Origin of the sequence: Pseudomonas sp. G34 (assembly GCF_031119625.1) — a bacterium.
Lineage (GTDB): Bacteria > Pseudomonadota > Gammaproteobacteria > Pseudomonadales > Pseudomonadaceae > Aquipseudomonas.
Map to the genome: position 1 here is coordinate 176,345 of NZ_JAVHZV010000002.1, position 23,483 is coordinate 199,827.

Consider the following 23,483-nt stretch of genomic DNA (forward strand, 5'->3'; position numbering starts at 1 on the left):
TGCGGCCTGACGACTGCTCGTCATTCGTCGACGTCGACCTTGACCCGCCGGGCGCTGCGCCCGTCTTCCGGCGCCAGCTGCAGGAAGATGCCGGCTGCCAGGATGGTCAGCAGGCCGATGCACAGGTAGGTGGACTGGAAGGCGCCCAGCACGCCATCGGCGGCGCTCTGGTTGTCCAGGCTGAAGCCGCTGAGCAGGGCGGCGCCGGTGGCGATGCCCATACTGATCGACAGCTGTACCACCACCGAGAGCAGGCCGTTGCCACTGCTCGCGTCGCTGTCGGGCACGTCGATCAGCGTCACCGTGTTCATCGCGGTGAACTGCAGGGAGTTGAAGGCGCCGATCAGGCTCAGCTGGATGGCCAGCTGCAGGTGCGAGGTCTGCCCGTCGACCAGCGCCATGCTGGTGATCAGCAGCCCCAGCAGCACGGTGTTGAAGGTCAGGATGCGGCGGTAGCCGAGGCGGTCGATCAGCGGCTTGGCCAGCGGCTTCATGGCCATGGCGGCGAGCGCTAGGGGAATCATGCTCATGCCCGCCTGGGCCGGTGAATAGCCCATGCCCAGTTGCAGCAGCAACGGGGTGAGAAATGGCAGGGCGCCGGTGCCCAGGCGGGCGAAGATATTGCCGAAAATCCCCACCGCGAAGCTGCGCGTGTTGAACAGCCGCGGCGGGAACAGCGCATTTGGCGTGCGCGCGGCGCGCAGCCAGTAGGCCGCCAGGCAGGCCAGGCCACCGAGCAGCAGGAGCACCACGCGCATGTGCGGCAGGTGCAGCTCGCCCAGGCCTTCGAGGGCCATGGTGATCAGCAGCATGCTGGCGCCGAACAGCAGGAAGCCGAGCAGATCGAAGCGGGTGCGCTCGCTGCCGCGCAGCTCCGGCATGAAGCGATAGGCGGCCCAGCAGCCGAGGGCGCCGACCGGCAGGTTGAGCAAAAAGATCCAGTGCCAGCTGGCGTACTCCACCAGCCAGCCGCCCAGGGTCGGGCCGATCAGCGGGCCGAGCAGGCCGGGCAGGGTGATGAAGCTCATGATCCGCACCAGCTCGGTACGCGGGTAGGCGCGCAGTACCACCAGGCGCCCCACCGGCATCATCAGTGCGCCGCCCAGGCCCTGGATGATGCGCGCGATCACCAGCATGCTCAGCGATTGCGAGACCGCGCAGAGCAGCGAGCCGAGGCTGAACAGGGCGATGGCGCCAAAGAAGATGTGCCGCGTGCCGAAGCGGTCGGCCAGCCAGCCGGAGGCCGGAATCAGCAGCGCCACGGTGAGCATGTAGGCGATCACCACCGACTGCATGCGCAGCGGGTCTTCGGACAGATCGGCCGCCATGCTGGGCAGCGCAGTGTTGAGGATGGTGCCATCGAGCGTTTGCATGAAGAACGCGATGGCGACGATCCAGGGCAGCAGGCGGGCAGTGCGGGCGTCGAGCAGGGTCATGGCGGACGGTGATCTGCGAGGAGTCAGGGCCGTTTGACTCGGCCCTGGGGTAAATGTCTCAAGAAGTGTAGCGGCGCCGTCGCGTCACTGCTGCTGACGCGACGGCGGCGTATTGCTCAGGACGCCGAGCGCATGTCCTCGACCACCCGCTGCGGCGTGCCGCGCACTGGCGCGCCGTTGGCCACGTAGTAGGGCGCGGTGCTGCGTGGCAGGGCGGCACGCTCGCGAATGCGGTCGGCGATCTTCTCGGCGATCATGATGGTGGTGGCGTTGAGGTTGCCGGTGATGATCTCCGGCATGATCGACGCATCCACCACACGCAGCCCTTGCAGGCCGTGCACCCGGCCCTGGCCATCGACCACCGCCATGTCGTCGGTGCCCATCTTGCAGGAGCAGGACGGGTGGAACGCGGTCTCCGCATGCTCGCGGACGAAGGCGTCGAGCTCCTCGTCGCTCTGCACATTGGGGCCCGGGCTGATCTCGCGGCCACGGTACGGGTCCAGCGCCGGCTGGTTGATGATCTCGCGGGTGATGCGAATGGCGTCGCGAAACTCCTGCCAGTCCTGCTCGCTGCTCATGTAGTTGAACAGGATGCTCGGGTGCTGGCGTGGATCCTTGGATTTCAGCTGTACGCGGCCGCGGCTGGGTGAGCGCATGGAGCCGACATGGGCCTGGAAGCCGTGCTCCTTCACGGCGTTACTGCCGTTGTAATTGATCGCCACCGGCAGGAAGTGGTACTGCAGGTTCGGCCACTCGAACTCCGGGCGCGAGCGAATGAAACCGCCGGCCTCGAACTGGTTGCTGGCGCCGATGCCTTCGCCGGCCAGCAGCCACTTGGCGCCGATGCCAGGCTGGTTGAGCATCTTCAGCGCCGGGTACAGCGACACCGGCTGCGTGCAGGCGTACTGCACGTAAACCTCGAGGTGATCCTGCAGGTTGGCGCCGACGCCTGGCAGTTCGTGCACCACATCGATATCCAGACCGCGCAGCAGCTCGCCCGGGCCAACGCCGGAGCGCTGCAGGATCTGCGGCGAGGCGATGGCGCCCGCGCACAGCAGCACTTCGCGGCGCGCATGGGCAATGGTCGCCTGGTTCGCGCTGCCGACCAGGTAGGCGACGCTATTGGCGCGCTTGCCCTCGAACAGGATGCGGTCGGTGGTGGCGTGGGTGACGATGGTCAGGTTCGGCCGCTCGCGGGCCTGATCCAGATAGCCGCGGGCGGTGCTGGCGCGACGACCTTCGGGCGTCACGGTGCGGTCCATCGGGCCGAAGCCTTCCTGCTGGTAACCGTTGAGGTCATCGGTACGCGGGTAGCCGGCCTGCACGCCGGCCTCGACCATGGCGTGGAACAGCGGGTTGTTGCCGGCCTTGGGCGTGGTCACGCTGACCGGGCCGCTGTCGCCGTGGTAGTCGTTGGCACCGATGTCGCGGCTCTCCGCCTTGCGGAAATACGGCAGGCAATCCAGGTAGCTCCAGTCTTCCAGGCCGGGCTGCTTGGCCCAGTTGTCGAAGTCCATGGCGTTGCCGCGGATGTAGCACATGCCATTGATCAGCGACGAGCCGCCGAGGCCCTTGCCGCGCCCGCACTCCATGCGGCGGTTGCCCATGTGCGGCTCGGGGTCGGTTTCATAGGCCCAGTTGTAGCGGCGGCCCTGCAGCGGAAAGGCCAGGGCGGCGGGCATCTGGGTGCGGAAATCCAGGCGGTAGTCGGGGCCACCGGCTTCCAGCAGCAGTACGCTGACATCCGCATCTTCGCTCAGGCGGGTCGCCAGCACGTTACCGGCCGAGCCGGCGCCAATGATGATGTAATCGAATTCCTGGGTCATGGCTCCTCCTGTTACCCGGCTGTGATCCGGGAAAACGCGGTGACTGTTCCCGGAGGGCTTCCGGGCTACGGGGCAGCGACTTTTGTGGGAGCGGATTCATCCGCGATGCTTTTCGCGGCTCAAGCGCTGCGCCGCCCGGCCGCTCCCACGCTGTGCTGGGGTTCAGAACACCGAGGCGTAGTCGCCCATCTCCACCTGCACGGACTTGATGCGGGTGTAATGGGCCAGGGTGGTCAGGCCGTTCTCACGGCCGACGCCGGATTGCTTGTAGCCGCCGACCGGCATTTCCGCCGCCGACTCGCCCCAGGTGTTGATCCAGCAGATACCGGCTTGCAGCCTGTGGATAACCCGGTGGGCGCGGTTCAGGTCGCGGGTGACGATGCCGGCAGCCAGGCCGTAGGTGGTGTCGTTGGCGCGGCGGATCACTTCGTCTTCGCTGTCGTAGACGAGGATGCTCATCACCGGGCCGAAGATTTCTTCGCGGGCAATGGTCATGTCGTCCCGGCAGTCGGTGAACACAGTCGGCGCCACGTAGGCGCCATTGGCGTAGTCGCCATCGGTAACGCGCTCGCCACCGATCAACAGGCGCGCGCCCTGCTGGCGGCCCTGCTCGATGTACCCGAGCACCCGCTCCATGTGGGCGAAGCTGACCAGCGGGCCGAAGTTGGTGGTGTCGTCCTGCGGGCTGCCCAGGCGAATGCGCTTGACCCGCTCGACGATCTTGCTCTCGAAGCGGGCCTGCAGCGCGCGGGGCACGAACACCCGGGTGCCGTTGGTGCACACCTGCCCGGAGCTGTAGAAGTTGGCCATCATGGCGATGTCCGCGGCGCGATCCAGATCGGCGTCTTCGCAGATGATCAGCGGCGACTTGCCGCCCAGCTCCATGGTCACTTCCTTGAGCGACGAGCTGGAGGCGCTGGCCATGACCTTCTTGCCGGTCACGGTGCCGCCGGTGAAGGAGATCTTCTCGATGCGCGGGTGCTCGGTCAGCCATTGACCGACTTCGCTGCCCAGGCCGGTCAGCACGTTGAACACGCCAGCCGGCACGCCGGCTTCGCTGTAGATCTCGGCCAGCTTCAGGGCAGTCAGCGAGGTGACTTCGCTGGGTTTGAAGATCATCGCGTTGCCGGCGGCCAGGGCCGGGGCGGATTTCCACAGGGCAATCTGGATCGGGTAGTTCCAGGCGCCGATACCGGCGACCACGCCCAGCGGCTCGCGGCGGGTATACACGAAGCTGGTGTCACGCAGCGGGATCTGCTCGCCTTCGATGGCCGGAATCAGGCCGGCGTAGTACTCGAGCACGTCGGCGCCGGTGACGATATCCACATAGCGGGTTTCGCTCAGCGGCTTGCCGGTGTCGAGGGTTTCCAGCTCGGCCAGCTCATCGTTGCGTTCACGCAGGATATCCACCGCGCGGCGCAGGATGCGCGAGCGCTGCATGGCGGTCATCGCCGCCCACACCTTCTGGCCTTGCTCGGCGCTGGCGACGGCGCGTTCGACATCGTCCTGGCTGGCGCGCTGCACGTTGGCGAGCACTTCGCCGTTGGCCGGGTTGATGCTTTGAAAGGTGGCGCCACTGCTGGCGTCCACGTACTGGCCGCCAATATAGAGCTGCTGGTCTGCGAATCGGGCCATGGGGCGTCCTCCTGAGCGGGGCAAGACGCGCTGCGGGCGCCTTGGCGAATGAGTCGGCTGAGCGAGGTGAAAAGGAATGTCAGCCGATTTGGTTAAAAAACAGCCTAGTTTATTTTTATTGATCGATCAATCAATAAAAATCCCAGGCACGACCAGAACCGTGCCAGATGCGCCATGGGCGCTGGCTTTCGAGGAGATTTTGGCTGCGGTCGAGATACCAGGATGGGTCACTGTGGGAGCGGGCCATGCCCGTGATTTCGCGCCCATGGACCTAGGCGTCCCCGCACGCTCCCACATATGAGTTCGTAGGATGGGTGAAACCCATCGAGGGTTGATGGGTTGCACCCATCCTACGGGCTGCGTTGGGATTTTTAGGATGGTTCGGGCCGCGCAGGTGAAACCCATCAAATGATCAGGTTCATCACCTCAGCGGGTCACCGTGGGAGCGGGCCATGCCCGCGATTTCGCGCCCATGGACTAGGTGTCCCCGCACGCTCCCACATGAGTGTCGGTCCAGCGAAGGCGGCTGGCTTTACTCGGCTTTGGCCAACTGCAAATCGAGGTAGTCGTAGGCGATCTGCGCGGCCTGGCGGGTGTCGAAGCTCTCGCCGGTCAGGGCACCGCGCAGCCACAGGCCGTCGATCAGTGCGGCCAGGCCGCGGGCCGCGGCGCGGGCTTGCGGTTGCGGCAGCACGCGGCGGAACTGGCCGCACAGGTTGGAATACAGGCGCTGGTCGTTGACCCGCTGCAGGCGGCGTAGGGCCGGCTGGTGCATGCTGCTGGCCCAGAACGCCAGCCAGGTTTTCATCGCCGGGCCGCTGACCTGGGTTTCGTCGAAGTTGCCGTCGATGATGGCGCGCAGGCGTGCCCGCGGAGTGTCTTCGCGCAGCAGCCGATAGCGCGCGTGCACCGCCTCGCGCAGGGCCTGCATGAGGTGGCGCATGGTCGCTTCGAGCAGGCCGTTCTTGTCCTGGAAGTAGTGGCTGATGATGCCGTTCGATACGCCGGCAAGCCGCGCGATGTAGGCGATGCTGGCATCGCTCATGCCAACCTGGTCGACGGCTTCCAGGGTTGCCGCAATCAGCTGGGAGCGGCGGATCGGTTGCATTCCGACCTTGGGCATCGTGTTCTCCGGCAGGGGGTGTTTTTCGAGTCTAACAGAGCGCGTGGAGTTGCCGGCGCGTTCAAGTTTCTCAGAGCCTGTTCACGATTTTTATGCGTATGAAGCGGCAACTACAAGTCAAAGGCAGCCGACATCGACCTATTGTGGGAGCGGGCACTGCGGCGATGACCGCTAACGCCGCTTAGCTACCAAAATCGACGAATCTGAGCTGAAAGATCATGAACAGGCTCTCAGGCGATCAGCCGGTAGCCGACACCCGCTTCGGTGACGATCAGCCGCGGTGACGCCGGGTCGTCGCCGAGCTTCTGGCGCAGGTGGGCGATGACGATACGCAGGTAATGGCTGTGCTCGGTGTGGGTCGGGCCCCAGATATCGCGCAGCAGTTGCTGCTGGGTGACGACCATGCCGGGGTGGCGCGCCAGGGTTTCGAGCACCGCGTATTCCTTGCGGGTCAGGCTGACCTCCTGATCCTCCAGAGTGACGCGGCGAAAGGCGAAGTCGACCCGTAGCGGGCCACTGGCCAGGGCGGCGGCAGGTTTCTCGCTGGCCGGACGGCTGCGCAGCAGGGCGCGCACGCGGGCGAGGAATTCCTGCACGCCAAAGGGCTTGCTGACGTAATCGTTGGCGCCGTTGTCCAGGGCCTGCACCTTGTCCTTTTCGCCCGCACGTACCGACAGCACCAGCACCGGCACGGCCGACCATTCGCGCAGGCGGGTCAGCACCTCCTGGCCGTCCAGGTCGGGCAGGCCAAGGTCGAGCACCACCAGGTCGGGTTGCTCCAGCGCCGCCAGGCGCAGCGCCGCTTCGCCGCCATCGGCTTCCAGTACCTGATAACCCTGGGCCTGCAGGCCGATGCGCAGGAATTTGCGGATCGCCGCCTCGTCGTCGACCAGGAGGATGCGCGTTTCAGTCATGCCGGCTGTCCTCGGCGGGCTGTTGCAAGGGCAGTTGCAGGATCAGGGTGGTGCCCTGGCCGGGCGCCGACTCGACCCGCGCCGTGCCGCCGTGGGCGTTGAGCATGCCCAGGCAGATCGCCAGGCCCAGGCCGGTGCCCTGGCCGCCGCGATCACCACGGGCCGCGGTGTAGAAGAGGTCGAAGATCTGTGCCTGTTCCTCGACGGGAATGCCGGGGCCCTGGTCGCTGATGGCGAAGCAGAAGGTCTCGCCATCATGGCTCAGGCGAATGTCGATCACCCCAGCGGGCGGCGAGAAGCGTGCCGCGTTGTCCAGCACGTTGACCAGCGCCTGTTCGATCAACGCGCCCTGCACCCACAGCAGCGGCAGGTCGGCGGGCACCTCCAGGTGCAGGCGCAGAGGCTGCAGCACCGGCTGCAGGCGCTGCAGGGCGGCGGCGAGCAGGTCGCCGGCAGCCACCCAGTCACGCTCCAGGTGCAGGCCGCCGTGGCCCAGGCGGGTCATGTCCAGCAGGTTCTGGATATAGCGGTCCAGGCGCGAAGCCTCGCTGGCGGTGCTTTGCAGCAGGTCGTCGCGGGTCGCCGCATCAAGGCTGTCGATGAACAGCTGCAGGGTTTCGATATTGCCGCGCATGGCGGTCAGTGGCGTGCGCAGGTCGTGGGATACCGACGCCAGCAGGGCGCTGCGCAGACGCTCGGTTTCATGTTGCAGGCGCGTCTGGCCGAGGGTCTCGACCAGTTGCACGCGGGCCAGGGCATGGGCCAGCAGGGGCAGCAGCACGTCGATCAGCTGGCGCTGCTCGCCCGCCGGCGGGTCACCCTGGGCGGTGCGCATGCCCAGCAGCGCCAGCGGTTGGTCGCCGTCCATCAGCGGCCACCACCACCAGTGCGGATGGGTCAGGCTATGGCTGTCGTAGCCGCGCGGGCGGCGGCTCTGCCAGGCGTGTTCGGCGCTGATGCGCTCCAGCTCGCTGAGCGCCAGCGGGCTGCCGTTGGCCTGCTGCCAGTGGCCCTGGGTATCGCGGCTGAGCAGGCACAGGCGCTCGGCCGGCAGGTCCAGCTGGCTGAGCATGGCGGCCAGCAGGTCGTGCTGATCCTGGGCGCTGGACAACCGCTCGGCGAAGCCCAGCAGGCTTTCGGTCTGCCGCTGGGCTACCTGCAGGTCGCGAAACTGCTGGCGCTGGCGGGCGGCGAGGTTGCCGGTCAGCAGGGCAATCAACAGGAAGAACAGCAGGGTCAGCACGTCCTGCTCGCGGTGCACCACCACCGACCAGGTGGGCGGCAGGAAGCAGAAGCCGTAGGCGGCGAACGACAGCAGGGCACACAGCAATGCGGGGCCGATGCTGCTGCGCGCCGCCACCACCAACACCACGGCGAGAAACACCAGGGAGATGTTCGGCAGGTCCAGCCAGCGCGAGACGCCCAGGGCCAGCAGGCAACCGAGGCCGGCGCCGAGGGCGGCCAGCAGATAGTCACGCGCGGGGGCGGTGGGGCGGTGGGGCAGGCGATCGACGGCGGTGGGCATGGGGATGTCCGGTACGGTGCGTAGGCAGATCATGGCGTCGTGCAAGGTTGGCGTAAAGAAGCGCACGCACGCGTAAAGAAGCCGTAAAACTGTATGAAGCGAAGCTGCCGAACGCCTGAAGCCGGCGTATACCTAGGGGCAATCGAGTCCACCTGGGATACCCTGCAACGTGAGCACCCCCTCCCGCACCTCGCCCATTGCCTTGCTGGTCGGCGCCGCCGGCATCGTTTACGGCGATATCGGCACCAGCCCGCTGTACAGCCTCAAGGAGATCTTCTCGCCGCATTATGGCGTCGGCCTTTCCCAGGCCAGCGTGCTGGGCATCCTGTCGCTGATCTGCTGGTCACTGACCCTGGTGGTGACCGTCAAGTACGTGATGTTCATCCTGCGTGCCGACAACGGCGGCGAGGGGGGCATCATGGCGCTCACCGCCCTGGCGCAACGGGCCGCCGCCGACTACCCGCGGCTGCGTACCCTGCTGATCATGCTCGGTTTGTTCGGCGCCGCGTTGTTCTATGGTGACAGCATGCTCACCCCGGCGGTATCGGTGCTCTCGGCGGTGGAAGGCGTGGGCCTGGTGGTCGACGGCATCGACCACTGGGTGGTGCCGCTGGCCTTGCTGATCCTGATTCCGCTGTTTCTGCTGCAGCGCCACGGCACCGCACGCATCGGCTACCTGTTCGGCCCGGTGATGGTGGTCTGGTTCCTGGTGCTCGGCGCCCTGGGCGTGCATGGCATCGTCCAGCGCCCGGAAGTGCTGCTGGCGCTCAATCCCTACTGGGCGCTGCACTTCTTCATCGCCAACCCGCTGATCGGGCTGACGGTGATGGGCGCCGTGGTGCTGACCATCACCGGGGCCGAGGCGCTGTACGCCGACCTTGGCCATTTCGGTCGCAAGCCCATCGTCCACGCCTGGCTGTTTCTGGCCTTCCCGGGCCTGCTGCTCAACTACTTCGGCCAGGGCGCCCTGTTGCTGATCGACCCGGCAACCGTACGCAACCCGTTCTATCTGCTGGCGCCGGGCTGGGCGCTGATCCCGCTGATCGGCCTGTCCACGGTGGCCACCATCATCGCCTCCCAGGCGGTGATCACCGGCGCCTTCTCGGTCACCCGCCAGGCCATCCAGCTCGGCTACGTGCCGCGCATGCAGATTCTCCACACCTCCAGCGCCGAGCAGGGGCAGATCTACATTCCGCTGATCAACAGCCTGCTGCTGGTTGGCGTGGTGCTGCTGGTGCTGGGCTTCCAGTCGTCCAGCGGCCTGGCCGGTGCCTACGGCGTGGCGGTGACCGGTACCATGTTGTGCACCAGCTTGCTGGTGTCCTCGGTGATCCTGCTGCTGTGGCGCTGGCCGAAGGTGCTGGCCGTGCCGCTGCTGGCGGTGTTCCTGCTGGTCGACGGGATCTTCTTCGCCGCCAACGTGCCGAAGATCATCGGTGGCGGCGCGGTGCCGATGATCGTCGGCATCCTGTTGTTCGGCCTGATGAGCACCTGGAAGCGCGGTCGCCAACTGGTGCTCGAGCGGCTCGATGAACACTCCCTGGTACTGCGCGACTTCATCGCCAGCATCGCCCTGCAGCCGCCGCATCGGGTGGCCGGCACTGCAGTGTTCCTGACCAGTCGGGTCGAGGTGGTACCCCATGCACTGCTGCACAATCTGCTGCACAACCAGGTGCTGCACGAGCGGGTGATGCTGCTTACCGTGCTTTACGAGGATCGCCCGCGGGTGCCGCTGGCCGAGCGTTTCGAGCTGGAGGCCTACGACCAGGGCTTCTACCGGGTGCGCCTGCGCTTCGGTTTCATGGAGGCCCCGGACATTCCCCGTGCCCTGGAGCAACTGAGTGACAAGGGCATCGACTGCCCGCCAATGCAGACCACCTACTTCCTCAGTCGCGAGACGGTGATCCCGTCCGAACGCATAGGCATGGCCATGTGGCGCGAGCGCCTGTTCGCCGTGCTGCAGAAGAATGCTGGTAGTTCGCTGGGCTTCTTCAGGTTGCCGGTGAACCGGGTGATCGAGCTGGGCACGCAGGTGGAGATCTAAGCCGCTACATGGTGCCTTCTGCGTGGTAATGCCTCTTGGGCGCTCTGCGTCCGCTGTTGAGGGCGGCTGGATAGCAGAATTGAGCGCAGAGCGCTGTTCCACGAGCCACTCAAGTCTGAGAATTTTCCAGGGCATGCGCACTGCAACGGTGCGCGATAACGCGTAGTGGTGCGCGCTACTGAGGCCTGTCACCGCTATGTGGGGCCTGGGGTAGCACGTTGGCCCCAGGTGCCGGCGCAACGCTGTATCACCCACGAGAATTTATCTGGCTGATTTGCAAGCTGTTTGTTGCTTGCGGTTTCCCCTGTTGCTGCGTATGGCACACTTTCTGCTGTTTATTCCGTTGTTACATACCAAGTTCCGGTATAGCGGAATAAACAACTCCTGGAGTGCTTGCCATGCATAACCGACCTTCCGTGTCTAAAGCCTGTGTTTTTCTCTTCGCCGCATCGGCTTCCCTCGCAAGCGTCGTGCACGCGGCGGACAGCAAGCTCGATGATGTGCTCAAGCGCGGGCACCTGATCGTGGGTACGGGCAGTACCAATGCGCCGTGGCACTTTCAGGGAGCGGATGGCAAGTTGCAGGGTTTTGATATCGACATCGGCCGTGTCGTGGCCAAGGGTTTGTTCAACGACCCGAGCAAGATCGAGTTCGTGGTGCAGTCGTCCGACGCGCGGATTCCCAACCTGCTGACCGACAAGGTCGACATGAGTTGTCAGTTCATTACCGTAACCGCCAGCCGCGCGCAGCAGGTGGCCTTTACCCTGCCGTACTACCGTGAAGGGGTGGGCCTGCTGCTGCCGGGCAACAGCAAGTACAAGGAAATCGAAGATCTGCAAACCGCCGGCGATGACGTCACCGTGGCCGTGCTGCAGAACGTGTATGCCGAAGAATTGGTGCACCAGGCGTTGCCGAAGGCCAAGGTCGACCAGTACGACAGCGTCGACCTGATGTACCAGGCCGTGAACTCCGGTCGCGCCGATGCCGCCGCCACCGACCAGTCCTCGGTCAAGTACCTGATGGTGCAGAACCCTGGTCGCTACCGCAGCCCGGCGTACGCCTGGAGCCCGCAAACCTACGCGTGCGCCGTCAAACGTGGCGACCAGGACTGGCTGAACTTCGTCAACACCGCGTTGCATGAAGCCATGACCGGTGTGGAGTTCCCCACCTACAAGGCTTCGTTCAAGCAATGGTTCGGTGTGGACCTGCCGGAGCCTGCGATCGGCTTCCCCGTCGAGTTCAAGTGATTCTTGAAAACCGGGGCGCCGCCAACGGCGCCCCCATCAGGTACTGCTGACCATGAACTATCAGTTGAACTTTGCCGCCGTCTGGCGTGATTTCGACACCTTGCTGGCGGGGCTCGGTCTGGGCCTGCAACTGGCTGTGCTGTCGATCGCCATCGGTTGCGTGATCGGCCTGTTGATGGCGTTTGCCATGCTGTCCAGGCACCGCGCGTTGCGCATCTTCGCCTCGGTGTACGTGACGGTGATCCGCAATACACCGATCCTGGTGCTGATCCTGTTGATCTACTTCGCCTTGCCCAGCCTGGGTATCCGCCTGGACAAGATCCCCTCGTTCATCATCACCCTGTCGCTGTATGCCGGTGCCTACCTGACCGAGGTGTTCCGCGCCGGGCTGCTGAATATTCCCAAGGGCTTGCGCGAAGCCGGGCTGGCCATCGGCCTCGGCGAGTGGCGGATCCGCGCCTACATCACCGTGCCGGTGATGCTGCGCAACGTGCTGCCGGCGCTGTCGAACAACTTCATCTCGCTGTTCAAGGACACCTCGCTGGCCGCTGCCATCGCGGTGCCCGAGCTGACCTACTACGCCCGCAAGATCAACGTCGAAAGCTACCGGGTGATTGAAACCTGGCTGGTCACGACCGCGCTCTACGTGGCGGCCTGTTACCTCATTGCCATGCTGCTCCGTTACCTGGAACAGCGTCTGGCGATCCGTCGTTAAGGAGGTTTGCATGTACGAGTCTCCCAGCTGGTTGCATGAGCTGTGGATCGCCCGGGAGACCCTCTGGGCGGGGTTTCAGACCAGCATCTATTGCTCGGCGCTGGCGATTATCTTCGGCACCCTGATCGGCATCTTCGCCGGGCTGGTGTTGACCTACGGCAAGTTCTGGATGCGTGCGCCGTTTCGGCTCTACGTGGATCTGATCCGTGGTACGCCGGTGTTCGTGCTGGTGTTGGCGTGTTTCTACATGCTGCCGGCGCTCGGCTGGAAAATCAGCGCCTTCCAGGCTGGCGCCGTCGGGCTCACCCTGTTCTGCGGCTCCCATGTCTCGGAGATCGTGCGCGGTGCGCTGCAAGCCATTCCCCGTGGTCAGCTGGAAGCCGGCAAGGCGATTGGCCTGACATTCCGGCAGTCGCTGGCCTACGTGCTGCTGCCCCAGGCGCTGCGCCAGATCCTGCCGACCTGGGTCAATTCCTCTACGGAAATCGTCAAGGCCTCGACGTTGCTCTCGGTGATCGGCGTGGCCGAATTGCTGCTCAGTACCCAGCAAGTGATCGCGCGTACGTTCATGACCCTGGAGTTCTACCTGTTCGCCGGTTTTCTGTTCTTTGTCATCAACTACGCCATCGAGTTATTCGGGCGCTACATTGAAAAGCGGGTGGCCTTGCCATGAACCAACCTCAAACAACCCACCCGCTGCTGAGCATTCGCGGGCTGCGTAAACAATACGGCGAGGTCGAAGTGCTCAAGGGCGTCGACCTGTCCATGCAGCGCGGCAACGTGGTGACGTTGATCGGCTCCAGCGGCTCGGGCAAGACCACCTTGCTGCGTTGCGTCAACCTGCTCGAAGAGTTCCAGGGCGGGCAGATCACCCTGGATGGCGAGTCCATCGGCTACAGCGACATCGGCGGCAAGCGCGTGCGTCACCCCGAGCGCGTGATCGCCCAGCACCGGGCGATGACGGGCATGGCCTTCCAGCAGTTCAACCTGTTCCCGCATTTGAGCGCCATGCAGAACGTTACCCTCGGTCTGCTCAAGGTCAAGAAGATGGGCAAGGACGAAGCCGTGGCCCTGGCCGAAAAATGGCTGGACCGTGTCGGCCTGCTGGAGCGCCGCAATCATTTCCCCGGCCAGCTGTCCGGCGGTCAGCAACAGCGTGTGGCGATTGCCCGTGCGATTGCCATGAACCCCAGCCTGATGCTGTTCGACGAGGTCACCTCGGCCCTCGACCCGGAGTTGGTTGGGGAGGTGCTCAGCGTGATCAAGGGCCTGGCGGAAGAGGGCATGACCATGTTGCTGGTCACCCACGAAATGCGCTTCGCCTACGAAGTATCGGACAAGGTCGTTTTCATGAACCAGGGGCGGATTGAAGAGCAGGGCTCGTCGCAGGATATCTTCGAGCGGCCGCAATCGCCGCGCCTGGCGGAATTTCTCAAGAACATTCGTTTTTAATCAGGAGCATCGTTTTATGAGCATCACTCGTTACGGCACCGGCAGCACCGCCGGCGGTGGCCAACCCCGTCCTTTCGCTCGCGCGGTGGAGGCGGACGGCTGGCTCTACGTCTCGGGCCAAGTGCCTGCGGTGGACGGCGAAATCATCACCGGCGGGATTATCGAGCAAACCCGGCAGACCATGCGCAATGTGGTGGCGATCCTCGAAGAGGCCGGCTACGAGTTGAAAGACGTGGTGCGGGTGGGTGTATGGCTGGAAGACCCACGGGACTTCTGGAGCTTCAACAAGGTGTTCGGCGAATACTTCACCTCGGAACACGCCCCGGCACGGGCGTGCGTGCAGGCCAACATGATGGTCGATTGCAAGGTGGAGATCGATTGCGTGGCCTTCAAGAAAAAAAGCTAAATGAGCGTTCCCACGTGCCATGTGGGAGCCCTGCCCTGGACGCTCCGCGTCCGCTTTTGTGACGCGGAGCGTCACGGTATGCGTTCCCAAACAGAGTGTGGGAACGATCATCGGATCGAATTGCAATGACCGAAAACACCATCAAACGCCGCGCCAAGGGCCTGGACCGTGCATTCGATATTCTCGATTTTCTCAAGGAAGTCGGCCAGCCCCTGCGCCCGAATGATATTGCCAGCGGTATCGGCAGCCCCAAATCCACCGTCTACGAGCTGGTTGCATCGTTGCTTGAGCGGCGCATCCTGGAAACGGTGGGCAAGGACGGTCACGTCTACCTGGGCCGTCAGCTGTACTTTCTCGGCCAGGCGCATCTACGCCATTTCGACCTGACCCGCGAGGCCGACCACGCCTTGCAGGAGATCGTCAGCCAGACCCACGAAACCGCGCAGATGTGCCTGCTCAACGGGCGCAAATACACGGTTGCGCTGATGCGCGAAGGCGAGCGGCATTTCCGCATTTCCTCGGATATCGGTGAAGACGCGCCGATCCCCTGGACTGCCTCCGGGCGCCTGCTGCTGGGGCACTTGAGCGACCAGCAGATCATCGATCTGATCGACCACGACGACTTCATCCTGCCGGACGGCCAGCGCCTGCCGTTGGACACCTTCCTGGCACAGATCCGCCAGGCCACGCTCGATGGGTTCTTTTCCTTCGACAGCGTGGCAGACACCTTTACCCATTGCTTTGCCGCCCCGGTTCTGGACGCGCAGGGCATCTGCATTGCGACCCTGTGCATCGTCGCCCCCCGTGCCGATGCCAGCAAAAACTACAACGACTATCGCCGGGTGTTGATCGACACCGCCAACAACCTGGCCCGTCGCATCAACGAGTAGGAGCGTTTGCATGTCTGCCATCAACGCCGTTGAAAAAGGTGCCGCCGTCGTCGGTGCCCATCTGGTCCGCGACGTCAGCCTGCCGGCCCTGGTGCTGCACCGCGACGCCCTGGAACACAACATCCGCTGGATGCAGGCGTTCGTCAGCAAGAGCGGCGCCGAACTGGCCCCCCACGGCAAGACCAGCATGATGCCGGCGCTGTTCCAGCGCCAGATCGACCAAGGCGCCTGGGGCATCACCCTGGCCAACGCGGTGCAGACTCGCGCCGCGTATGCCGGTGGCGTGCGCCGCGTGCTGATGGCCAACCAACTGGTGGGCGCGGCGAACATGGCGTTGATCGCCGAGCTGCTGGTCGACAAGGATTTCGACTTCCACTGCTTGGTCGACCACCCCGACAACGTCGCTGACCTGGGCCTGTTCTTCGCGGCCCGTGGCCTGCGCCTGAACGTGATGATCGAATACGGCGTGCTCGGCGGCCGTTGCGGTTGCCGCAGCGAGCAGCAAGTGCGCGAGCTGGCCAAGGCGATCAAGGCCCAGCCGGCCCTGGCCCTCACCGGTATCGAAGGCTATGAAGGGGTGATCCATGGCGAGCACGCCATCAGTGGTATCCGCGCGTTCGCGGCAAGCCTGGTGCGCCTGGCGGTCGACCTGCAGGACAGCGGCGCATTCGCCATTCCCAAGCCGATCATCACCGCGTCGGGTTCGGCCTGGTACGACCTGATCGCCGAATCGTTCGAAGCGCAGAACGCCGCCGGCCGCTTCCTCAGCGTGCTGCGCCCGGGCAGTTATGTCGCTCACGACCATGGCATCTATAAAGAGGCGCAGTGCGGCGTGCTCGAGCGTCGCAGCGACTTGAACGAAAGCCTGCGCCCGGCGCTGGAAGTCTGGGCCCATGTGCAGTCGTTGCCAGAACCGGGCTTTGCGGTGATCGCCCTTGGCAAGCGTGACGTGGCCTACGACGCCGGTTTGCCGGTGCCGCTCAAACGCTACCGAGCCGGTATCCTGCCGGCCAAAGGCGATGATGTGAGCGCCTGCACCGTTACCGCCGTGATGGACCAGCACGCCTTCATGAGCGTGGCACCAGGTGTCGAGTTGCGCATCGGCGACATCATTTCCTTTGGCACCTCGCACCCTTGCCTGACCTTCGACAAGTGGCAGGTCGGTTGTCTGGTGGATGAGCAGTTGCAGGTGGTCGAGTCCCTGGAAACCCGTTTCTGAGTGTAAAACCATGACCACCGCCTTTCCACGCATCGCCCTGATCGGCGAATGCATGATCGAACTGCAACACCGCGCCGATGGCAGCCTGCACCAGAGCTTCGGCGGCGACACCCTGAACACGGCGGTGTACCTGCGCCGTGAACTGGGCGAGACCGGCAGTGTCGACTACGTCACCGCCCTGGGTGATGACAGCTTCAGCGACGCCATGTGCCGGCAGTGGGCCGAAGAAGGCCTGGGTCTGGCCATGGTCCAACGCCTGCCTGGGCGCCTGCCGGGCTTGTACTGCATCCAGACCGACGCCAAGGGCGAGCGCAAATTCCTTTACTGGCGCAACGAAGCGGCCGTGCGTGACTGCTTCACCATGCCTGCGGCGGAGCCGATCCTGGCTGCCTTGCCGGGTTTTGATGTGGTGTATTTCAGCGGAATTACCCTGGCGGTACTGGGTGAGGTTGGGCGTAAGCGCTTGCTGCAAACCCTTGTCGAAACCCGTCGTCGCGGCGGCCAGGTGGTGTTCGACAACAACTACCGGCCACGCCTGTGGGCGAGTGTCGAGGCGGCGCGTGCGGCGTATCACAAGGTATTGGCCGAGGTGGATATCGCCTTGTTGACCGAGGATGACGAGCGCGCATTGTTTGGTTATGGCGACAGCGAGCAGGTGTTTGCGGCCTATCCAGGTATTTCAGAGGTGGTGCTCAAGCGTGGCGCGGATGACTGCCTTATCCGGTGTAAGGGCGAGCGCTTTGCTGTGCCGGCGCTGAAGGTCGAACGTGTGGTGGATACCACGGCGGCGGGGGACTCTTTCAGCGCCGCCTACCTGGCCTGCCGCCTGAAAGGCGGCTCGTCGCAGCAGGCCGCTTTGGCCGGCCACTGCCTGGCTAGCCGGGTCATACAGGTGCCCGGCGCGCTGATTCCCGAGGCCCATGGTCGGCACCCAGACAAGTCTTTAGCAGGCCGTTGAAAAGCGTGGTCAGGCAGGCTGCACAAGGTTTGGACGGCCCACAAGAGCGGGCGAAAAACGTACTGTGCTGGCACGCGAGTTGGCGAGTCGTAGATGAGCATGTTGATGGGGCTCGCATCCGTGAGAGCGGCACGCATCTCAGTGCGTGGCAGCTCCCGATGAAGCATTCGCCGGCAGGCGCAGATCAAGCTTTTCGTCGGGGCGGGCACGAGGTTTCGTCCCGCCGCCGCCACACACTGGCCAGCCACGGCTGCTGGTCGCGGGGCAGGCCGGTGGGGCGGTAGTAGTGTTCCAGTTCGTCGAAGCCAGCGGCGTCGAGCAGGCGGCGCCAGCTGTCCAGGTCGTGCCAGGCGCCGTAGCGTTCGCCGCTCCAGCCTTCCTGGTTTTCACCACGCGGGTTGGAGGCGAACAGGACGCCGCCCGGCTTCAGGCTGGCGCGCAGTTCCCTGAGCACCCGGGGCAGTTCCTGGCTGGGGATATGGAACAGCACGGCGTTGGCGAAGATGCCGTCGAAGCGCTCGGCTGGTAGATTCAGGGCGAGAAAGTCCTGCTGCCACACTTCACAGCCGCTGTCGGCGCGGGCCATGGCGACGAACTCCGGGCAGCCGTCGACGCCGATTGGCTGGTGGCCCAGGGCGCTGAACGCACGCAGATCACGACCGGGGCCACAGCCGAAATCGAGGATGCTCAGGGGCGCATTGCCCTGGATGTGACGCAGCAATGCCTCGATGTTCTGGCTGACGTCATGGTCGCGGGTGCCTTCTCGAAAGCCTTCGGCACTGGCCTGGTAATGCGCCAGGGTGCGGCGGGTGATCTGTTGCAATTGTTCGTGGTCGAGGGGCATGACGGATCTCGGTGCAAAACCTGGTAGCCATTTAACCCCATTCTGCAGCGCTTGCGCGGGCGGGTTACCATCGCACCCTGAATGGCATTCGAGGTGGCAGGGTGGATCTACAGCAGGGCTTCGTCCTGACCCGGCATTGGCGCGACACGCCGGCCGGCAGCCAGGTGGAATTCTGGCTGTCGACCGACAGCGGCCCGCGCCTGGTGCGCCTGCCGCCGCAAACCTCGGTGGCCTTCATTCCTGCCGAACAGCGCGCCCGTGCCGAGGCGTTGATCGCGGGCGACCAACAGTTCGCGCTGCGCCCGCTGCAACTGCGTGATTTCCACCAGCGGCCGGTGCTCGGCCTGTACTGCCCTCAGCAGCGCCCGCTGATTCAGCTGGAACAGACCCTGCGCCAGGGCGGGGTGGATGTCTACGAAGCCGATATCCGTCCGCCCGAGCGTTACCTGATGGAGCGTTTCATCACCGCCCCGGTGCTGTTTGGCGGTACCGAGGCGGCGGACGGTGTGCTGATAGATGCCCAGCTCAAACCGGCGCCGGACTACCGCCCGCAGCTCAGGCTGGTGTCCCTGGATATCGAAACCACCGAGCGCGGCGAGCTGTATTCCATCGCCCTGGAAGGCTGTGGCCAGCGTCAGGTGTACATGCTTGGCCCGCCGAACCGTGATGCCGAGGTGGACTTCGACCTCGCTTACCTGGACAGCCGCGGCGCATTGCTGGAAGCGCTCAATGGCTGGCTGGAGCGCCATGACCCGGACGCCATCATCGGCTGGAACGTCGTGCAGTTCGACCTGCGCGTGCTGCACGAACATGCCCAGCGTCTGCAGGTGCCGCTGCGCCTGGGCCGTAGCGGCGAGCTGCTGAGCTGGCGTGAACACGGCGCCAAGCAGCATTTCTTCGCCAGCGCGCCGGGGCGGCTGATCATCGATGGCATCGAGGCGTTGCGCTCGGCGACCTGGAGCTTCCAGTCCTTCAGCCTGGAGAACGTCGCCCAGCAGCTGCTTGGCGAAGGCAAGGCGATCGACAACCCTTACCAGCGCATGGACGAGATCAACCGCATGTTCGCCGAGGACAAGCCGGCCCTGGCCCGCTACAACCTCAAGGACTGCGAGCTGGTGACGCGGATCTTCGCCAGGACCGAGCTGCTCACCTTCCTGCTCGAACGCGCCACGGTCACCGGTCTGCCGGTGGATCGCAGCGGCGGCTCGGTAGCCGCCTTCAGCCACCTGTACATGCCGTTGATGCACCGCCAGGGTTTCGTGGCGCCCAATCAGGGCGAGCGCCCGCCCGAGGCCAGCCCCGGCGGCTTCGTCATGGATTCGCGGCCCGGCCTTTACGAGTCGGTGCTGGTGCTCGATTACAAGAGCCTGTATCCGTCGCTGATCCGCACCTTTCTGATCGACCCGGTGGGGCTGATCGAGGGCCTGCGCCAACCCGATGATGAGCATTCGATTCCAGGTTTCCGCGGCGCGCGCTTCTCGCGCACCCAGCATTGCCTGCCGGCCATCGTCGAGCGCGTGTGGCAGGGCCGCGAGGCCGCCAAGCGCGCCGGCAACGCACCGCTGTCCCAGGCGCTGAAGATCATCATGAACGCCTTCTACGGCGTGCTCGGCTCCAGCGGCTGCCGCTTCTTCGATACCCGGCTGGCGTCGTCCATCACCCTGCGCGGCCATGAGGTGATGCGCCGGACCCGCGAACTGATCGAGGCCGAAGGCCACGCGGTGATCTACGGCGACACCGATTCCACCTTCGTGTGGCTGCGCAGCGCCCACTCGGAGGCGGATGCCGAGCGCATTGGTCGTGGCCTGGTGCAGGGCGTCAACGCCTGGTGGCGCGAGCACCTGGAGGCCGAGTTCGGCTTGCAGAGCGCCCTGGAACTGCAGTTCGAAACCCACTTCAGCCGCTTTCTGATGCCCACCATCCGCGGTATGGAGGAGGGCAGCAAGAAGCGCTATGCCGGGCTGATCCGCCGCGCCGATGGCAGCGAGGAAATGGTCTACAAAGGCCTGGAAACGGTGCGCAGCGACTGGTCGCCGCTGGCCCGGCAGTTCCAGCAGGAGCTGTACCTGCGCATCTTCAAAGGCCAGCCCTACCAGGACTACGTGCGCGATTATGTGCAGCGCACCCTGGCCGGCGAGTTCGACGAGCGCCTGGTGTACCGCAAGCGTCTGCGCCGGCGCCTCGACGACTACCAGCGCAACGTGCCACCCCATGTGCGTGCCGCGCGCCTGGCCGATGCCCATAACCACGAAATGGGCCGCCCGCGCCAGTACCAGAGCGGCGGCTGGATCAGCTACGTGATCAGCGTCGCCGGCCCGGAGCCCCTGGAGCTGCGCCGTGCGCCCATCGACTACGGCCATTACCTGGGCAAGCAGCTGCAACCGGTGGCCGATGCCATCCTGCCGTTCGTGGATGACGACTTCGGTGCGCTGATCGGCGGGCAGCTGGAGCTGTTCTGAGTGTGCCTGGCGCTCGCGCCGCCGCTCTGGCATGGTCGTGCTTGCTTTCATCACCCGCTGGAGCCCCGATGAGCCATCCCCTGCATGCCGAGCTTGGTTGCCTGCAGATCCAACACGTCGCCGTCGATAGCCAGGCCGCGCACATCCAACTGCGCAACGGCCAGCAGTTCGCCCTCAAGTTCGACGGTTATCTGCGCCTGGACAGGCTGACGACCGAGCAGCGCGAGCAGGTGCAACTGGAGAATGCAGGTTTCGTCGCCAGTTGGCGGCAGCATGGCGCGGGCCAGTGCGACAGCATCGACCTGGCCTGGGACGATCTGCAGGATCAGGCCCTGCGTCGTCTCGATGCGGCCGGCTGGGAGCTGCAGGCGATTAGCCCACGGGATCGCCATCTGGTGGTGCTGTGGCGCCTGCAGGCCGATTACTACAACGGCGGCCTGATGCAGTTCTTCGCCAACTGGGGCATGCCGACCTTCGAGCTGGCGCAGCAGGCGCTGACCTTGATCGGCCTGCCCGCTGCCTGCCAGGCATTGTGTGATTTGTATGCGGTATTTGCCCGCCTGGAGGATGAGCCCGAGGCGATCGAGCTGTGGAGCATCTGCAGCTGGCTCAACGAGGCGGAGAACGCCCGCATCGACGAGCTGGACGATGGCTTCGCGGCGCTGATCGCCGACCTGCCGGTGGTGGCCCTGCATCACTTTCTGCTCGTCGACGCCGAGCGACCTTCGGCCGATTAGCCGGAACCTCGGCCCTGCCCCGGGCTCTTTACTGGACATTCGTAAGGAGGCGACCCGCCATGGCGCTCAGTGAAAAACACAAGATGCTCACCGGCGAACTCTATCTGGCCAGTGACCCGGAACTGCAAGCCGAAAGTGCGGCCACGGTGGCCTGGCTGGCGCGCTACAACGGCAACCTCGGGCTGTCCCAGGCCGAGCGTAACCAGGTGCTGGGCGAGCGCCTGGCGGCGGTCGGCAAGGGCGTGGTGGTGCGTTCGCCGTTTCACTGCGACTACGGCTTCAACATCAGCCTGGGCGACGGCGTATTCATCAACTTCAACTGCGTGATTCTCGACGTGGTGGCAGTGAGCATCGGTGACAAGACGCAGATCGGCCCAGGTGTGCAGATCCTTACTGCCGATCATCCGCGCGACCCGGCCGAGCGCGAGTCCGGCCTGGAATTCGGCCGACCGGTGAGCATTGGCCGCAATGTGTGGATCGGCGCCGGGGCGTTGCTCCTGCCGGGGGTAACGATTGGCGACGATGCGCTGATCGGCGCGGGCAGCGTGGTGACCCGCGACGTGCCAGCCGGCGCCAAGGTGGCTGGCAACCCAGCGCGAGTCCTGGGTTGAGCTGATGACAGCAGGCTCGCTGGCCATAAAGCTGGCGAGCTTTTGGTTATAAATAAATCATTATTTATTCTTTTTAATATTTTCTGTTCCTCAGCATAGTGAGCGCCACGCAACCACTTACCTGAGGAGCACAGCCATGAGCATCCGCCTGGGCGACATCGCCCCCGACTTCGAGCAGGACTCCAGTGAAGGCCGCATTCGTTTCCACGAGTGGCTGGGCAATCAGTGGGGCGTATTGTTCTCTCACCCGGCCGATTTCACCCCGGTGTGCACCACCGAGCTGGGCTTCACCGCCAAGCTCAAGGACCAGTTCGCCAAGCGCAACGTCAAGGCCATCGCCCTGTCCGTCGACCCGGTCGATTCGCACATCAAGTGGATCGACGACATCAACGAAACCCAGAACACCGCCGTCAACTTCCCGATCCTTGCCGATGCCGACCGCAAGGTGTCCGAGCTTTACGACCTGATCCACCCGAACGCCAACGACACCCTGACCGTGCGTTCGCTGTTCGTCATCGACCCGAACAAGAAGGTGCGCCTGACCATCACCTACCCGGCGAGCACCGGACGCAATTTTCACGAAATTCTGCGGGTGATCGATTCGCTGCAGCTCACCGACAGCCACAAGGTGGCCACGCCGGCCAACTGGCAGGACGGTGACGAGGTGGTGATCGTGCCGTCGCTCAAGGACGAAGACGAGATCAAGCAGCGCTTCCCCAAGGGCTATCGCGCCGTAAAGCCATACCTGCGCCTGACCCCGCTGCCCAACAAGTAAGGACGCCCCCATGTTGGTGGTTTTTCTGGGCGGCAGCCCGAGCCTGAAGTCGCGCTCCAATGTGCTGCTGAGCAAGGCGCGGCAGTGGCTGCAGGCCCGCGGCGTGGAAGTGGTGACCTACCAGGTGCGCGACTTCGCGGCCGAGGAGCTGTTGTTCGCCCGCTTCGACAGCCCGCGCATTCAAGGTTTGCAGGCCCATGTAACCGCCGCCGATGGTTTGGTGGTGGCGACGCCGGTGTACAAGGCGTCGTTCTCCGGTGCCCTGAAAACCTTGCTCGATGTTCTGCCCGAGCGCGCGCTGCAGCACAAGGTGGTGTTGCCGGTGGCTACCGGTGGCAGCAACGCGCACATGCTGGCGGTGGATTACGCCCTGAAGCCGGTGCTGTCCGCGCTCAAGGCCCAGGAAGTGCTGCACGGCGTGTTCGCCGATGACAGCCAGATTACCTACAGCGAGGCCGGCGGCGACCTGTCGCCGGCCCTGGAACAGCGTCTGGAAGACGCCTTGCAACAGCTGACTCAGGCGCTCTATCGCCGGCCCCAGCCCATCGCGCCGGGCCTGCTCAACGAGCGACTGCTAAGCGGGCGCTGGAGCGCCTAAGGTAACCCGCACCTGAATTCCAGGCAGTTCGCTGCCGCCCCACCTTACTAGCCCGTCAACGAGGCAGCA

General features: G+C 64.7%; 21 protein-coding genes. 14 read left to right on the forward strand and 7 right to left on the reverse strand.

Going from position 1 to position 23,483, the window contains the following annotated elements; translation table 11 throughout:
• Positions 1-20: 20 nt before the first annotated feature.
• The 6 genes from mdtD to QYS36_RS01380 form a co-directional block, all read right to left on the reverse strand.
• A complete protein-coding gene (gene mdtD, locus QYS36_RS01355) occupies positions 21-1,436 on the reverse strand; it encodes a multidrug transporter subunit MdtD (protein WP_374990406.1) in 1,416 nt (471 codons plus the stop codon).
• 116 nt (positions 1,437-1,552) lie between these two features.
• A complete protein-coding gene (gene betA, locus QYS36_RS01360) occupies positions 1,553-3,262 on the reverse strand; it encodes a choline dehydrogenase (protein ID WP_308837786.1) in 1,710 nt (569 codons plus the stop codon).
• Between the two features lie 162 nt (positions 3,263-3,424).
• Positions 3,425-4,897 (reverse strand): betaine-aldehyde dehydrogenase, encoded by a 1,473-nt coding sequence (gene betB, locus QYS36_RS01365; RefSeq protein ID WP_308837787.1) that lies wholly within the window; start codon positions 4,895-4,897, stop codon positions 3,425-3,427.
• A gap of 532 nt (positions 4,898-5,429) precedes the next feature.
• The gene (gene betI / locus QYS36_RS01370) at positions 5,430-6,020 is read right to left on the reverse strand and encodes a transcriptional regulator BetI (protein WP_308837788.1); all 591 of its coding nucleotides are present in this window, start codon (positions 6,018-6,020) and stop codon (positions 5,430-5,432) included.
• A 230-nt stretch (positions 6,021-6,250) separates the two neighbouring features.
• Complete coding sequence (locus QYS36_RS01375) at positions 6,251-6,934, reverse strand: response regulator (protein WP_308837789.1); 684 nt, start codon at positions 6,932-6,934, stop codon at positions 6,251-6,253.
• A complete protein-coding gene (locus QYS36_RS01380) occupies positions 6,927-8,459 on the reverse strand; it encodes an ATP-binding protein (protein WP_308837790.1) in 1,533 nt (510 codons plus the stop codon). Before QYS36_RS01380 ends, QYS36_RS01375 begins: the two co-directional genes overlap by 8 nt.
• 169 nt (positions 8,460-8,628) lie before the next feature.
• Between QYS36_RS01380 and QYS36_RS01385 the strand changes: the two genes are divergently transcribed.
• The 9 genes from QYS36_RS01385 (at position 8,629) to QYS36_RS01425 (ending at position 17,390) form a co-directional block, all read left to right on the forward strand.
• Complete coding sequence (locus tag QYS36_RS01385; RefSeq protein WP_308837791.1) at positions 8,629-10,503, forward strand: potassium transporter Kup; 1,875 nt, start codon at positions 8,629-8,631, stop codon at positions 10,501-10,503.
• Positions 10,504-10,901: 398 nt separating this feature from the next.
• Complete coding sequence (locus QYS36_RS01390) at positions 10,902-11,750, forward strand: transporter substrate-binding domain-containing protein (protein ID WP_308837792.1); 849 nt, start codon at positions 10,902-10,904, stop codon at positions 11,748-11,750.
• A 52-nt stretch (positions 11,751-11,802) separates the two neighbouring features.
• A complete protein-coding gene (locus QYS36_RS01395; protein ID WP_308837793.1) occupies positions 11,803-12,465 on the forward strand; it encodes an amino acid ABC transporter permease in 663 nt (220 codons plus the stop codon).
• 10 nt (positions 12,466-12,475) lie between these two features.
• Positions 12,476-13,138 (forward strand): amino acid ABC transporter permease, encoded by a 663-nt coding sequence (locus QYS36_RS01400; protein ID WP_308837794.1) that lies wholly within the window; start codon positions 12,476-12,478, stop codon positions 13,136-13,138.
• Positions 13,135-13,917 (forward strand): amino acid ABC transporter ATP-binding protein, encoded by a 783-nt coding sequence (locus QYS36_RS01405; RefSeq protein WP_308837795.1) that lies wholly within the window; start codon positions 13,135-13,137, stop codon positions 13,915-13,917. The genes QYS36_RS01400 and QYS36_RS01405 overlap by 4 nt, the downstream gene beginning before the upstream one ends.
• A gap of 16 nt (positions 13,918-13,933) precedes the next feature.
• Entirely contained in the window at positions 13,934-14,323 is a 390-nt protein-coding gene (locus QYS36_RS01410; RefSeq protein ID WP_308837796.1) for a RidA family protein, read from the forward strand.
• Positions 14,324-14,448: 125 nt separating this feature from the next.
• On the forward strand, positions 14,449-15,213 hold the full coding sequence (locus QYS36_RS01415) for an IclR family transcriptional regulator (RefSeq protein ID WP_308837797.1): 765 nt from the start codon (positions 14,449-14,451) through the stop codon (positions 15,211-15,213).
• Positions 15,214-15,223: 10 nt separating this feature from the next.
• Positions 15,224-16,432, forward strand: coding sequence for an amino acid deaminase (locus QYS36_RS01420; protein ID WP_308837798.1), 1,209 nt, complete (start codon positions 15,224-15,226; stop codon positions 16,430-16,432).
• 10 nt (positions 16,433-16,442) lie between these two features.
• Positions 16,443-17,390: a sugar kinase gene (locus QYS36_RS01425; protein ID WP_308837799.1), complete on the forward strand. Its 948-nt coding sequence runs from the start codon at positions 16,443-16,445 to the stop codon at positions 17,388-17,390.
• Between the two features lie 184 nt (positions 17,391-17,574).
• Here QYS36_RS01425 and QYS36_RS01430 read toward each other — a convergent pair whose 3' ends face one another.
• Positions 17,575-18,234, reverse strand: a complete 660-nt coding sequence (locus tag QYS36_RS01430) for a class I SAM-dependent methyltransferase (RefSeq protein ID WP_308837800.1) — start codon at positions 18,232-18,234, stop codon at positions 17,575-17,577.
• A gap of 101 nt (positions 18,235-18,335) precedes the next feature.
• Here QYS36_RS01430 and QYS36_RS01435 point away from each other — a divergent pair, with 101 nt between their 5' ends.
• The 5 genes from QYS36_RS01435 to ssuE all read left to right on the forward strand — a co-directional run bounded on the left by QYS36_RS01435 (position 18,336) and on the right by ssuE (position 23,414).
• Positions 18,336-20,693 carry a DNA polymerase II gene (locus QYS36_RS01435; RefSeq protein ID WP_308837801.1) on the forward strand — a complete coding sequence of 786 codons (2,358 nt, stop codon included), beginning with the start codon at positions 18,336-18,338 and terminating at the stop codon, positions 20,691-20,693.
• A gap of 68 nt (positions 20,694-20,761) precedes the next feature.
• On the forward strand, positions 20,762-21,430 hold the full coding sequence (locus QYS36_RS01440; protein ID WP_308837802.1) for a DUF4375 domain-containing protein: 669 nt from the start codon (positions 20,762-20,764) through the stop codon (positions 21,428-21,430).
• A 59-nt stretch (positions 21,431-21,489) separates the two neighbouring features.
• The gene (locus QYS36_RS01445; RefSeq protein ID WP_308837803.1) at positions 21,490-22,041 is read left to right on the forward strand and encodes a sugar O-acetyltransferase; all 552 of its coding nucleotides are present in this window, start codon (positions 21,490-21,492) and stop codon (positions 22,039-22,041) included.
• Positions 22,042-22,177: 136 nt separating this feature from the next.
• On the forward strand, positions 22,178-22,816 hold the full coding sequence (locus QYS36_RS01450; protein WP_308837804.1) for a peroxiredoxin: 639 nt from the start codon (positions 22,178-22,180) through the stop codon (positions 22,814-22,816).
• Positions 22,817-22,826: 10 nt separating this feature from the next.
• Entirely contained in the window at positions 22,827-23,414 is a 588-nt protein-coding gene (ssuE, locus tag QYS36_RS01455) for an NADPH-dependent FMN reductase (RefSeq protein ID WP_308837805.1), read from the forward strand.
• Positions 23,415-23,483 lie beyond the last annotated feature (69 nt).